Source organism: Escherichia albertii, from assembly GCF_028622335.1.
In the GTDB taxonomy this organism is placed as follows: domain Bacteria; phylum Pseudomonadota; class Gammaproteobacteria; order Enterobacterales; family Enterobacteriaceae; genus Escherichia; species Escherichia albertii.
On record NZ_CP117568.1, the window covers coordinates 2,677,507 to 2,690,992 of the forward strand.

At 49.9% G+C, this 13,486-nt stretch carries 10 protein-coding genes; 5 read left to right on the top strand and 5 right to left on the bottom strand.

Annotated elements, in window-relative coordinates; genetic code table 11:
* Window positions 1-18: 18 nt before the first annotated feature.
* Complete coding sequence (gene ccp, locus PS053_RS13090; protein WP_025238132.1) at window positions 19-1,416, bottom strand: cytochrome c peroxidase; 1,398 nt, start codon at window positions 1,414-1,416, stop codon at window positions 19-21.
* 407 nt (window positions 1,417-1,823) lie between these two features.
* Here ccp and PS053_RS13095 point away from each other — a divergent pair, with 407 nt between their 5' ends.
* The gene (locus PS053_RS13095; protein ID WP_256879275.1) at window positions 1,824-3,473 is read left to right on the top strand and encodes an alpha,alpha-trehalase; all 1,650 of its coding nucleotides are present in this window, start codon (window positions 1,824-1,826) and stop codon (window positions 3,471-3,473) included.
* 50 nt (window positions 3,474-3,523) lie between these two features.
* On the opposite strand, the gene PS053_RS13100 is transcribed toward PS053_RS13095, so the two are convergent.
* Window positions 3,524-4,126 carry a helix-turn-helix transcriptional regulator gene (locus tag PS053_RS13100; protein ID WP_001167684.1) on the bottom strand — a complete coding sequence of 201 codons (603 nt, stop codon included), beginning with the start codon at window positions 4,124-4,126 and terminating at the stop codon, window positions 3,524-3,526.
* A gap of 515 nt (window positions 4,127-4,641) precedes the next feature.
* Here PS053_RS13100 and PS053_RS13105 point away from each other — a divergent pair.
* From PS053_RS13105 to PS053_RS13115, 3 genes are all read left to right on the top strand, one after another.
* The gene (locus PS053_RS13105) at window positions 4,642-5,541 is read left to right on the top strand and encodes a LysR family transcriptional regulator (RefSeq protein ID WP_059221327.1); all 900 of its coding nucleotides are present in this window, start codon (window positions 4,642-4,644) and stop codon (window positions 5,539-5,541) included.
* A gap of 48 nt (window positions 5,542-5,589) precedes the next feature.
* Window positions 5,590-6,591 carry an inner membrane protein YhjD gene (gene yhjD, locus PS053_RS13110; RefSeq protein WP_000191240.1) on the top strand — a complete coding sequence of 334 codons (1,002 nt, stop codon included), beginning with the start codon at window positions 5,590-5,592 and terminating at the stop codon, window positions 6,589-6,591.
* 452 nt (window positions 6,592-7,043) lie between these two features.
* A complete protein-coding gene (locus tag PS053_RS13115; RefSeq protein ID WP_131109899.1) occupies window positions 7,044-8,366 on the top strand; it encodes an MFS transporter in 1,323 nt (440 codons plus the stop codon).
* Window positions 8,367-8,397: 31 nt separating this feature from the next.
* Here PS053_RS13115 and pdeH read toward each other — a convergent pair whose 3' ends face one another.
* The gene (gene pdeH / locus PS053_RS13120; protein WP_000621115.1) at window positions 8,398-9,165 is read right to left on the bottom strand and encodes a cyclic-guanylate-specific phosphodiesterase; all 768 of its coding nucleotides are present in this window, start codon (window positions 9,163-9,165) and stop codon (window positions 8,398-8,400) included.
* Between the two features lie 230 nt (window positions 9,166-9,395).
* Here pdeH and kdgK point away from each other — a divergent pair, with 230 nt between their 5' ends.
* The gene (gene kdgK, locus PS053_RS13125) at window positions 9,396-10,325 is read left to right on the top strand and encodes a 2-dehydro-3-deoxygluconokinase (RefSeq protein WP_000037568.1); all 930 of its coding nucleotides are present in this window, start codon (window positions 9,396-9,398) and stop codon (window positions 10,323-10,325) included.
* A 104-nt stretch (window positions 10,326-10,429) separates the two neighbouring features.
* Here kdgK and PS053_RS13130 read toward each other — a convergent pair whose 3' ends face one another.
* Window positions 10,430-11,926: a M16 family metallopeptidase gene (locus tag PS053_RS13130; protein ID WP_256879274.1), complete on the bottom strand. Its 1,497-nt coding sequence runs from the start codon at window positions 11,924-11,926 to the stop codon at window positions 10,430-10,432.
* A 219-nt stretch (window positions 11,927-12,145) separates the two neighbouring features.
* The gene (dctA, locus tag PS053_RS13135; protein ID WP_256879273.1) at window positions 12,146-13,432 is read right to left on the bottom strand and encodes a C4-dicarboxylate transporter DctC; all 1,287 of its coding nucleotides are present in this window, start codon (window positions 13,430-13,432) and stop codon (window positions 12,146-12,148) included.
* Window positions 13,433-13,486: the final 54 nt, after the last annotated feature.

Sequence of the window (13,486 nt, forward strand, 5' to 3'; positions counted from 1 at the left end):
TTCGGGCGATTAAATTAATTATTGTTTATCTTGCATATAGGGTGTGTAAACCCCATTCAGACTGTGCAGGAAAGCAACAATATCATCCACATCTTCCTGCGGCAGCTCTTTACCAACCTGATAGCGCAGCATCAATTTTACCGCCCCATCCAGCGTCGGCACGTCGCCACGGTGGAAGTATGGCGCCGTCAGCGCAACGTTACGCAGACCCGGTACTTTTTGGCGCAATTTATCGCGTTCCTCTTTAGTGACATTCATACGACCAATATCCGCCGCAGTAATTTCACCAAAGTTAAAGTCTTTTTTCAGGCCCAACGGTTCAAAGGAACGTCCGCCGAGAATAATACCGCCATGACAAGTCGCACATTTATTATCTTTAAATAACTGATAACCTTTTTTCTGTTGTGCCGTCAGCGCATTTTCATCACCACGCAACCATTTATCAAACGGTGAATCTGGCGTAATTAATGTTTTCTCAAACTCAGCAATTGCATCAGTAATACTTTCACCGCTAAAACCTTGTGGATATACCGCGAGGAACTGCGCTTTCAGCGCCGGATCTTTTTCCAGCTTCGCGATGATTTCGTCCCAGGATTTTGACGCCATTTCAATCGGGTTCAACGGTGGCCCACCAGCCTGATCCTGCAACGTTGCGGCGCGCCCGTCCCAGAACTGCTCAACGTTAAACACCGAGTTAAACACTGTCGGTGCATTAATAGGGCCAACTGCGCCACCAACGCCAATCGAGGTTTTTCTGCCATCGACGCCACCCGCGTTTAACGCATGGCAATGCGCACAGGAAATCGTGTTATCACTTGATAAACGGGGATCGTGATACAGCGCAAAGCCCAGCGCCACTTTTTGCGCATCAGTAGGCAATTTTTGCGGGATAGGCTGTACCGGCTCATTACGATGCTCTGGCGCTGTGTCAGCGCTGGTGTAATATTCTGCACGTTGCTTCGCAACCCACGCGAGAATTTCCGCACGCTCTTCATCACTCACCTTACCCGCCCAGTGCAGCGCGGTATAACGTGTTGGCGGCATCGTTTCGTATTGCATTACCCATTCAATCTTATTCAGATCGCTTTGCGAAACAGGTTTATCGGCCAACAATGCCGCACGGACCGCTTCTAAGTTGAAAGATTTATATCCCAGCCTGATGTCGTAATCCATCAACTGTTTTGCACCAGGAATATAATAATAGACAGGTAATTCTGCTGAAGGCGTATGACAATAATCGCATCCCTTCTCGCTGAGAAAACCCAGAACTTTATTATTTTCGCCAACAGTTGATGCCTGAACATCGACCTGTTTACTGCGTTTATTATCGTGGTACCACACGTAACCAGATAATCCTAAATAACAAATCGCGACGCCAGCGATGCCGATCGCGGTAATACGTGAGACCATTCTCATTATTCTTCCCTCACGGTGGTGAGTTATGGTGAGCCAGAAAATTCTCCAGATAGCAGCAAAAATCTCTGCGAGACAAAGACATCATAAAAAAACAGGAATATATGTTTTTTTGATAGGAATCAATCTATCATATAAATATAAGCTATCAATAAGATAGTCTGTGCCTATTATCGGTGTTCGGTATGGCATATCACGACTTGTACGAATATAAAATTGAATATTCCGAAAACAAAAAACAATAAGAAAACATTATTTTTATAAAACTTATTGATATTATAACGTTATATTTTTTTGGTAAGCGAATAAACGAAATCTACCGCACGCTATGTTGTCCACCTACCGGAACGAATGACTATCCTTAAAGGAAAGCTCAATTATTAGAGATAAATTTCGGAGGCTGGATCCTTATGCTCAATCAGAAAATTCAAAATCCTAATCCAGACAAACTGACGATCGAGGTCAATCTCTGTTATGAACTGGATCCGTATGAATTAAAACTGGATGAGATGATTGAAGCGGAACCGGAACCCGAAATGATTGAGGGACTGCCCGCCTCAGACGCATTAACACCAGCCGATCGCTATCTTGAGTTGTTCGAGCATGTCCAGGGCGCGAAAATTTTCCCGGACAGCAAAACTTTCCCCGACTGTGCGCCCAAAATGGACCCGCTGGATATATTAATTCGCTATCGAAAAGTGCGCCGTCATCGGGATTTTGACTTACGCCAGTTCGTTGAAAATCATTTCTGGCTGCCGAAAGTCTACGCCAGCGAGTATGTATCGGACCCGCAAAATTCGCTAAAAGAGCATATCGACCAGCTATGGCCGGTATTAACCCGCGAGCCACAGGCCCATATCCCGTGGTCGTCTCTGCTGGCGCTGCCGCAATCGTACATTGTGCCTGGGGGACGTTTTAGCGAGACCTACTACTGGGATTCCTATTTCACTATGCTGGGGCTGGCGGAAAGCGGGCGCGAAGATTTGCTGAAATGCATGGCCGATAACTTCGCCTGGATGATCGAAAACTATGGTCACATTCCCAACGGCAACCGCACTTATTATTTGAGCCGCTCACAGCCGCCCGTTTTTGCGCTGATGGTGGAACTGTTTGAAGAAGATGGCGTACGCGGCGCGCGCCGTTATCTTTCCCATCTGAAAATGGAATATGCCTTCTGGATGGACGGCGCACAATCGCTGATTCCCAACCAGGCTTACCGCCACGTAGTGCGAATGCCGGACGGTTCTCTGCTCAACCGCTACTGGGACGACCGTGACACGCCGCGCGACGAATCCTGGCTGGAAGATGTGGAAACGGCGAAGCACTCTGGTCGCCCGCCGAACGAGGTATATCGCGATTTACGTGCGGGGGCGGCTTCTGGCTGGGATTATTCCTCCCGCTGGCTGCGTGATGCAGGCCGTCTGGCCAGTATTCGCACCACTCAATTTATCCCCGTGGACCTTAATGCTTTCCTGTTCAAACTGGAAAGCGTCATCGCCAATATCTCAGCATTGAAGGGCGATAAGGAGGCAGAAACCCTGTTTCGCCAGAATGCCAACGCTCGCCGTAATGCAGTAAACCGTTATCTCTGGGATGATGAAAACGGCATCTACCGTGATTACGACTGGCGACGTGAGCAGTTAGCCCTGTTTACCGCTGCCGCTATTGTGCCGTTATATGTCGGCATGGCAAGCCATGAACAGGCCGATCGTCTGGCAAATGCCGTGCGTAGCCGATTACTGACGCCTGGCGGCATTCTGGCGAGCGAGTATGAAACGGGCGAACAATGGGATAAACCGAACGGCTGGGCACCGTTACAATGGATGGCGATTCAGGGGTTCAAAATGTACGGTGATGACCATCTGGGCGATGAGATTGCGTGTAATTGGCTAAAAACGGTGAATCAGTTCTACCTTAAGCACCACAAACTGATCGAGAAATACCATATTGCCGACGATATCCCTCGGGAAGGCGGCGGCGGCGAATACCCATTACAGGATGGATTTGGCTGGACTAATGGCGTGGTACGGCGATTAATGAGTTTGTACGGCGAACCGTAATATTTTTACAGCCAGCCGCAAACACCCTGCTGGCTGTAAAATTATCCCCTTCAGGAGGAGATATTTAACATCATTGCCGCCTGAGTGCGATTTTTCACTTCCAGACGCCGATAGAGCGATTCCAGATGCGCTTTTACCGTTCCGGTACTGATATTTAACGCCCGGCCAATCTCTTTATTTGATTCGCCGGCTGCCAGCATAGTTAAAATTTCCCGCTGACGGGCGCTTAACGATTTCAGATCTTTCATGTCTTTTTCCGGCGTAGTTCGCCAGTCTCCTGGCAGAAACATCATCCCCATCGCCGTGCTATTTACCGCCAATGCGAATGTTTCGACGCCTGAATCACGCGGCACAATGGCCATCACATTAAAATGGATAACTTCCTGTAACCATTGTTTGTTACAGTCCGTCGCCGTTATCAACACCTTAACATCAGGAAATTGCACCACGGTTTTTTGCAGCAACCAGTAGCAAAACTCGCCATCCTGATCGCCATCAAGCATAACTAAGGCTTCGGGATAACTTTCCAGCTTTTGCCATAACTCGTCTGCCTGACTGACCCCCTGAATACTCACTCCTGGAATACGCTGCTGTAAACTGACTTTCATTCCATGAATAAATATTGACTGCCTGTCAAACATGACTATTTGCATTACTGAATCTCCACCTGGATACGTTAAAAGCCTTAAGTAGTGGAAGGGTATTACCCGAGAGACCAAATAAGAATTCGCCATTTGGCGGTAGCCATTCTACAGATACAAAGGGAGGAAAAGAGTTACTGATATAAATAGTTACAGCTAAACGTCTGAAATTACATGTCGAGGGCACTATTTAAAACATTTTTAAGGATATCCTTATATTTCTGTATCTTCTTCAAACAACATCAATGATGTCGTTTATTACGCTATATTTTTCCATCACGAAAAAAATGCTCAACTTGCGCACAATTAGCCTATGCAGCAACTTCGCATTTAAAGAAATGAATGAAAATAGCCACCGTTACCCTGCTATTTTCCTGACTCTATACGCTATTACGCCCTTTCCTTCTGAAAAATACGTGATTTCACCGTTACAACGTTGTGAAATCACGTGTTAGATGTTAGAAAAAACAATAAACAATGCGATATACGCATTACTGTTTCTCTATGAACAACAATCGGTCAAATAAATGGATAAAATTCATGCAATGCAGTTGTTCATTAAAGTTGCAGAGCTGGAAAGTTTTTCCCGCGCGGCAGATTTCTTTGCTTTGCCCAAAGGAAGTGTCTCGCGTCAGATACAGGCGCTGGAAAACCAGCTCGGCACTCAGTTGCTGCAACGTACCACGCGTCGGGTTCGGTTAACCCCGGATGGGATGACCTATTACCAACGGGCAAAAGACATATTGAGTAACCTCAACGAACTGGACGGTCTGTTTCAACACGACGTCACCAGTATCAGCGGCAAATTGCGCGTCGATATTCCGCCCGGAATCGCGAAAAATTTGTTCCTGCCACATTTACCCGATTTCCTGTATCAGTATCCTGGCATCGAACTGGAGTTGAGCAGCAGCGACCATCCGGTGGATATTCTTCGCGATGGCTTTGATTGTGTCGTACGCATTGGCACATTGCCCGACGACGGAATGATCACCCGTCCGCTCGGCAAGTTGACGATGGTCAACTGTGCCAGTCCACACTACCTGACACGTTTTGGCTACCCGGAAAACCTGGACGATCTCACCTCACACGCACTGGTGCATTACACCCCGAATTTAGCGGTGCATCCGTTAGGTTTCGAAGTCGCCAGCGACAATGGCGTCCAGTGGGTAAAATCCGGCGGTATGTTGACTGTAAACAGCAGCGAAACCTATCTCGCCGCCGGACTGGCCGGGCTTGGCATAATCCAGATACCACGCGTGATAGTACGCGAAGCCCTGCGCGCCGGGCGGCTTATCGAAGTACTACCCGGCTACCGCGCTGAACCACTGCTCATTTCTCTGCTTTACCCGCAACGCCGGGAGCTTTCCCGCCGTGTAAACCTGTTTATGCAGTGGCTGGCCGGCGTAATGAAAGAACACCTGAACTGACCGACTATACTTTTTAAAAAAGACAACAACAGAAGGACTAAAGAGCGGATGACTCAGGAAAACGAGATCAAACGTCCCCCTCAGGATCCAATTAACCACCTGAAAAATAGCGACAAGGGCAATAAAGTCAGTCTGGCGCTGGAAACCGTCACTACCACCGCCGAAAAAGTCCAACGTCAACCTGTCATCGCGCACCTGATTCGTGCGACAGAGCGCTTTAATGATCGGCTGGGCAACCAGTTTGGCGCGGCTATCACCTATTTTTCGTTTTTGTCGATGATCCCAATTTTGATGGTGTCATTTGCCGCCGCCGGTTTTATCCTGGCATCCCATCCCATGCTATTACAGAATATCTTCGACAAAATTCTGCAAAACATCAGCGATCCGACGCTGGCCGCCACATTAAAAAACACGATCAATACCGCTGTTCAACAACGCACCACCGTGGGACTCGTCGGTCTGGCTGTGGCGCTTTATTCTGGCATTAACTGGACGGGAAACTTGCGTGAGGCTATTCGTGCCCAATCACGGGATGTCTGGGAACGTTCGCCGCAAGATCAGGAAAAATTCTGGGTTAAATATCTGCGTGATTTTATTTCACTGATTGGCTTGCTGATTGCGCTGATAGTCACCCTTTCGATTACCTCTGTCGCCGGTTCTGCACAGCAGATGATTATTACCGCGCTGCATCTCAACAGTATTGAGTGGCTGAAACCGACATGGCGATTGATTGGTCTGGCGATTTCTATCTTTGCTAACTATTTGCTTTTCTTCTGGATTTTCTGGCGACTGCCTCGCCACCGACCACGTAAAAAGGCGCTGATCCGCGGGACACTCCTTGCCGCTATTGGTTTTGAAGTGATTAAAATCGTGATGACCTACACCTTGCCGTCGTTGATGAAATCCCCCTCTGGCGCGGCATTTGGCTCAGTGCTGGGACTGATGGCGTTTTTCTATTTCTTCGCCCGTCTGACGTTGTTTTGCGCGGCGTGGATTGCCACTGCCGAGTACAAAGACGATCCGCGAATGCCGGGAAAAACGCAGCGGTAAAATATGTCCGATGCCGGGTCGGATAAGCATATCCGACTTACCATTGTGCCGGATGCGGCGAAAACGCCTTATCCGGCCTACGAATTTATTCGGCCTGGCTCCCCGTAGGCCGGATAAGATGCGCCAGCATCGCATCCGGCTATAATGCGCACATAACCACTTGAAACGCTTTCCCAGATCCTCTTCAGCCATCTCTTAAAGAGCAAACAATTTCATTCCGACTCATAACCTCAGCATATAAATCCAGTTAGTAACTTTTATTTAACCTAAAACCAGTTTTATCGACCATTTATGAAATTGTGTGAAGCATTTCATAGAAGAAAAATTACCGGCATAAACATTATTCACTTTTTGCCTGTTTTTTGGACACTTTCATGATTTGTTACAGATTGAAATATCACTTTTGCTATGCGTAATATGGCTATTCGTTAGCCAAAAAATAAGAAAAGATTATGCAAGCAACCGCTACAACACTCGACCACGAGCAAGAATACACGCCGATAAACTCACGAAATAAAGTGCTGGTCGCCTCCCTCATTGGCACAGCCATTGAGTTCTTCGACTTCTACATTTACGCCACCGCAGCCGTAATTGTATTCCCGCATATCTTCTTCCCGCAGGGCGATCCGACAGCAGCAACGCTACAGTCGCTCGCCACTTTCGCTATCGCCTTTGTCGCACGCCCAATCGGTTCTGCCGTATTCGGTCATTTCGGCGATCGCATTGGACGTAAAACCACGCTGGTTGCCTCATTGCTCACGATGGGGATTTCGACAGTAGTGATTGGTCTGCTGCCAGGCTACGCCACAATTGGTATTTTTGCTCCGCTGCTGTTAGCGCTGGCTCGATTTGGTCAGGGTCTCGGCTTAGGCGGTGAATGGGGAGGCGCGGCGCTGTTGGCAACCGAGAACGCACCACCTCGCAAACGTGCGCTGTACGGCTCCTTCCCACAATTAGGCGCACCAATCGGCTTCTTCTTCGCCAACGGCACTTTCCTGCTGCTTTCCTGGTTGCTGACGGACGAGCAGTTTATGAGCTGGGGCTGGCGCGTACCGTTTATCTTCTCGGCGATATTGGTAATTATCGGTCTGTATGTCCGCGTATCGCTGCATGAGTCGCCGGTGTTTGAAAAAGTGGCGAAAGCGAAAAAGCAGGTAAAGATCCCGCTGGGTACGTTGCTGACCAAACACGTACGCGTCACGGTACTTGGCACCTTCATCATGCTGGCAACCTACACGCTGTTTTACATCATGACTGTCTATTCAATGACCTTCAGCACCGCCAGCGCGCCAGTCGGGCTTGGCTTGCCGCGTAACGAAGTGTTGTGGATGCTGATGCTGGCAGTCATTGGTTTTGGCGTGATGGTGCCGGTAGCCGGTTTGCTGGCAGATGCCTTTGGTCGTCGTAAAAGCATGGTGATCATCACCTCGCTTATCATCCTGTTCGCGCTGTTCGCCTTTAATCCGCTGCTTGGTTCAGGCAATCCGATTCTGGTTTTTGCCTTCCTGTTACTGGGGTTAAGCCTGATGGGGCTGACCTTCGGGCCGATGGGCGCGTTGTTGCCGGAGCTGTTCCCGACAGAAGTGCGTTACACCGGTGCATCGTTCTCTTATAACGTGTCGTCGATTCTCGGTGCTTCCGTTGCACCGTATATCGCGGCCTGGTTACAAGCTCATTATGGGTTAGGCGCGGTTGGGTTATATCTGGCGGCGATGGCTGGATTGACGCTAATCGCCCTGCTGTTGACGCATGAGACAAGGCACCAGTCGTTATAATGTATTTGCCGGGTGCCTGGCATCCGGCAACTTACAGCGCCAGCACCACCGTATCCAGTGTTTCTATCGGCGCCGGGCGTGAAAGAAACCAGCCTTGTGCGGCGAAGGCAGGTGAATTCTGAACATCGCTCCACTCCTCCTCTGTCTCCACGCCTTCGACGATCACCCCACGACAATAGCGATTCATCAAGTGCATGAGCTGAGAAAAGAGCGTGCGGCCTTCCGGCGATTGACGCAGCATCACAAATAATTCGCGGGCGATTTTGATGTAGTCATAACGCACTTCACTTAGCGCAGAGAAATTAGCCATCCCGGTGCCGAAATCATCCAGCCACAACGGACCAAATTCGCATATTGATGCAAAAGTGGAACCTTTCGGCAGGCGAATGTGTTCCACCAGTTCGAATCGCAGCCAGGGAAGGCATTCAATCAGGCGCAAAATTTCCGGCTGCTGGCGCAGGGCGATAAGTGTAGGCCCATCAATATTGACCGAAGCCAGAAGATCGTGCTGGGCAAAAAAATCGGCTTTTTTTGCCAACAATTCGACCTGTGCCCTCACAACGTCCATACGGTGGCTGATGGTAATTTCAGCAAAATAGCGATCGGGCGGCAGCCGTTGCGAAGGGTTATCGGGATGTGTAACCACGGTCAACAACTCCACGGCCATCAACCGCCCGGAAACCTGATAAATCGGCTGCCAGGTGTAAGCAAGCTCACACTGCAACCAAAAACGCCGTTCCTGCAAGCTTTCGATACTGGCTTCAGGGTTGCTTATTCGCTGGATAACCTGCCTTATCATCGAAGATGTCCTGTGTTTAAGAGTGATACAGCCCGGACTCGACAAAGATTATCGGCGCGTAGTACCAGAACTTTACCGCCTGATGCCGCTAAATTTACCCGCACAACGGCATAATCATCCAGGAACACGTTCTGGTTCAAAAAAATAATGGAACAGCGTTTTAATATAGTTGACCAGCAAACCACCACAGCGCAAACTAACGCTAATTTTTACAAATCGGGTTCACGACTATGTCCAAAAAGATTGCCGTGATTGGCGAATGCATGATTGAGCTTTCCGAGAAAGGCGCAGACGTTAAGCGCGGTTTCGGCGGCGATACCCTGAATACTTCCGTTTATATTGCCCGTCAGGTCGTCCCTGAGGAGTTAACGGTTCATTACGTAACTGCGCTGGGAACGGACAGTTTTAGCCAACAGATGCTGGATACCTGGCACGCTGAAAACATCGATACTTCCCTGACTCAACGGATGGAAAATCGTCTGCCGGGCCTTTACTACATTGAAACCGACAGCACTGGCGAGCGTACTTTCTACTACTGGCGTAACGAAGCGGCCGCAAAATTCTGGCTGGAGAGCGAGCAATCTGCGGCAATTTGTGCAGAGTTAGCGAATTTCGATTACCTCTATCTTAGTGGCATTAGCCTGGCGATCCTGAGTCCAACCAGTCGTGAGAAACTCCTTTCCCTACTGCGCGAATGCCGCGCCAACGGCGGGAAGGTTATTTTCGACAATAACTACCGTCCGCGCCTGTGGGCAAGTAAAGAAGAAACGCAACAGGTGTACCAGCAGATGCTGGAATGCACAGATATCGCCTTCCTGACGCTGGACGACGAAGACGCGCTGTGGGGCCAACAGCCAGTGGAAGACGTCATTGCGCGTACCCATAACGCGGGCGTGAAAGAAGTGGTAGTGAAACGCGGGGCAGATTCTTGCCTGGTGTCCATTGCTGGCGAAGAGTTAGTGGATGTTCCTGCAGTGAAATTGCCGAAAGAGAAAGTGATCGACACCACCGCAGCTGGCGACTCTTTCAGTGCCGGTTATCTGGCGGTACGCCTGACTGGCGGCAATGCAGAAGACGCCGCGAAACGCGGACATCTGACCGCAAGCACCGTTATTCAGTATCGCGGCGCGATTATCCCGCGTGAAGCAATGCCAGCGTAAAAACGACGTATGCAAAAAGCTGGATAACGTGTCAGGCCTCTATCCAGCTCTTCCAGAAACGCCTGATGGCAGCGCTAACTCATTACCATCAGGCTGACTCTCTATTACTGTACGGGTGGAATATCCGTAACTTCGGGATGCACATCATCCGTGGCGACAGACGTCGCTGCAGCGGCGGTAGATGGCGCCATGATCTGCTCCCAGGTAGCCTGCAAATCTTTCATGTTAAATTCCGGCTCGCCTTTCGGCTGCAGCAGAATTAACGCCATATCGTTCGACAGTTGCTGGCGCAGATCCTGATTCAACATTTCGACTGTCAGACTATTGAGGAAATCCTGACGCAGCTTCTGATATTGCTCCGGCGCGATATCGACTACCTGATTTTGCAACGAACGCATCCGTTGTCCCATCAGAATATCGGTATCAGCACGAGCATAAGCGGCAAACAGTTTCTGTAACTCCAGTTTCTTTTGTGCAACCAGAGCGTTGAACTCTTCTTCCGGCAGACCTTTATCACGAACTTTCGCCAGTTCACGCGCCACCAGATTAAGGTTGCTGTTCAGCTTGTCATTCGGCGATTCAATGTTAATAGCGCATTGCGCACGTAAATACAGCACGCGACAATCAAATCCAAGACCGATATCTTTGCTGTTATTGGCGCTTAACGTTTGCTGAACGTGCCAGAACAGCGCCTCACGGGCCAGATCAGCGCGCCAGTAGCGCAACAATGCGGCTGACTCACGAATCGGCTGCCACGGGTTATCCCACATAATGGATAACCGATCCTGGCGCACCGCGTCGGTCATAATGCTAACCGCTTCCGCACGCAGTGGAGAAAGGGTTGGCACCGGAGCCGGTGTTTCGCGTTTGCCTTTCAGCTCACCGAACGTTTTGTTGATTTGGTCGATAACCGAACGCGCATCGACGTTCCCCACCACCAACAGCGTCATTGCGTCCGGGGTGTACCATTTCTGGTAGAAGTCTTTAATCTTTTCCGCTTCCACAGGCCGTTTCAGCGGATCGGCAGGATCATGACCTAACAAGGTCGATCCTTTCAGGCGATAACGCCACCAGCCTTCTTTGGTATCGACAGGCCAGGTTGCCACCATGTCCTGACTTTGCAGCGCATGGTTAACCGTTTCTGGCGTGATGGTCAGCTTGCCAGAGCTATTCGCCAGATAAGAGAGCGCTTCTTTCAGCAAGTCATTACGATTATTTGGCAGACTAAGATTAAATAGCGTGGTGTCATAAGAGACGATCACCGGCGGCATCGGACGCTTAGGGTCAATTCCCTGTTGCCATAATGAGCGCGCCTGCGCCGCTTCCAGACCACCGCTTTGCGTTAGCGCAATACGGGGAATCGCGTGGCTGTAACCGCTCTGTTGTGTACTCTCGGCGAGCGAACCGGTATTAACCAGCAGGCGAATTTCAACACGATCGCTGGGACGCTGAGGCGTGGTCAGAACTTGCCACTGTAATCCGTTGGAGAGCGTCCCCTGTTGCCATGCTGGATCAGGCTGGAGCGCATCTGCCTGCACATAGCCAGCAGTGGCCATCACCAGCAAACCGCCCGCTAAAAGTCGAATTTTTGTGCCCTGCATGTGAACCCCTGATCAACTATCCTGGTAATAAAAGACTGCCCGTTATCGGACAATCTAAATGACGTTAAAAACACTTCGTTTTAGACCGCAAGAACATGGAAATGTCACGGAAGAAGTGAAATAAACCCGATCTCACCCAGGAGGTAAGTTCGGGCACAGGGGTCAATTATGCGCAAACACCCGCACTCGGGGAAGGGAGTGCGGGCATAAGTAGTGAGATTAAGAGGATAATTCGTGCGTTTTGCCATCTGGCGCACGATTATTCAGCACATCATCCAGTTTTTTGTGGTCCAGTTCTTTAACCCATTTCGCGACCACAATAGTCGCCACGCCGTTACCGACCAGGTTAGTCAGCGCACGAGCTTCTGACATAAAGCGGTCAATGCCGAGGATTAGCGCCAGACCCGCCACTGGCAAATGGCCTACAGCAGAAAGCGTTGCCGCCAGCACGATAAAGCCACTGCCCGTTACCCCGGCAGCCCCTTTGGAAGACAGCAGCAACACGATTAACAACGTGATTTGGTGGACGATATCCATCTGACTGTTAGTCGCCTGAGCGATAAACACTGCCGCCATCGTCAGGTATATCGATGTCCCATCGAGGTTAAACGAATAGCCAGTTGGGATAACTAACCCCACCACCGATTTCCGGCAGCCGAGTTTCTCCATTTTGTCGAGCATACGCGGCAGCGCCGATTCGGAAGAAGAGGTCCCCAGTACAATCAGCAACTCTTCACGAATGTAACGGATAAATTTGAAAATGCTGAAGCCGGTCGCTTTGGCAATAGAACCCAGTACCAGCACCACGAACAGAATACAGGTGATGTAGAAGCAGATAATGAGCTGCCCCAGTTGCACCAGTGTTCCGACGCCGTATTTACCGATGGTAAACGCCATCGCCCCGAACGCGCCAATGGGCGCCAGACGCATGATCATATTGATGATGCCGAAGATGACCTGCGAGAAACTTTCGATAACGTTAAAAATCAGTTGGCCTTTGCTGCCCAGACGGTGGAGCGCAAAGCCAAACAATACGGCAAACAGCAGCACCTGCAGGATATTACCGCTGGCAAACGCGCCAATGACGCTCGCCGGAATGACATCCATAATGAAGGCGACAATGCCCTGGTCTTTCGCCTGCGCGGCGTAAACGGCTACCGCTTTCGCATCAAGACTCGCCGGATCGACGTTCATCCCAGCGCCGGGCTGGACGACGTTAACGATGATAAGGCCAATAATCAGCGCGATAGTACTGACTATCTCAAAGTAAAGCAGAGCAACGGCACCGGTACGACCGACCGCCTTCATGCTTTCCATGCCCGCAATGCCAGTTACAACAGTACAAAAGATGACAGGAGCGATGATCATCTTAATGAGCTTAACGAACCCGTCGCCAAGCGGTTTCATTTGCTCGCCTATTTCAGGATAGAAATGGCCAAGGAGAATACCAATGGCTATCGCTGTCAGGACCTGAAAGTAAAGGCTTTTAAACAGAGAGGTTTTCATAGGGTGTCCTTTAGTAAAACCACAGGTCTTGTAAGGTTATGGGGTACCTGCGGC

Bases quoted from the DNA above. Each gene is read 5' to 3' on its own strand.
- ccp (WP_025238132.1), bottom strand. From the start codon at position 1,416: ATGAGAATGGTCTCACGTATTACCGCGATCGGCATCGCTGGCGTCGCG.
- yhjD (WP_000191240.1), top strand. From the start codon at position 5,590: ATGACTCAGGAAAACGAGATCAAACGTCCCCCTCAGGATCCAATTAAC.
- PS053_RS13130 (WP_256879274.1), bottom strand. From the start codon at position 11,926: ATGCAGGGCACAAAAATTCGACTTTTAGCGGGCGGTTTGCTGGTGATG.
- dctA (WP_256879273.1), bottom strand. From the start codon at position 13,432: ATGAAAACCTCTCTGTTTAAAAGCCTTTACTTTCAGGTCCTGACAGCG.
- PS053_RS13115 (WP_131109899.1), top strand. From the start codon at position 7,044: ATGCAAGCAACCGCTACAACACTCGACCACGAGCAAGAATACACGCCG.
- kdgK (WP_000037568.1), top strand. From the start codon at position 9,396: ATGTCCAAAAAGATTGCCGTGATTGGCGAATGCATGATTGAGCTTTCC.
- PS053_RS13105 (WP_059221327.1), top strand. From the start codon at position 4,642: ATGGATAAAATTCATGCAATGCAGTTGTTCATTAAAGTTGCAGAGCTG.
- PS053_RS13095 (WP_256879275.1), top strand. From the start codon at position 1,824: ATGCTCAATCAGAAAATTCAAAATCCTAATCCAGACAAACTGACGATC.
- PS053_RS13100 (WP_001167684.1), bottom strand. From the start codon at position 4,126: ATGCAAATAGTCATGTTTGACAGGCAGTCAATATTTATTCATGGAATG.
- pdeH (WP_000621115.1), bottom strand. From the start codon at position 9,165: ATGATAAGGCAGGTTATCCAGCGAATAAGCAACCCTGAAGCCAGTATC.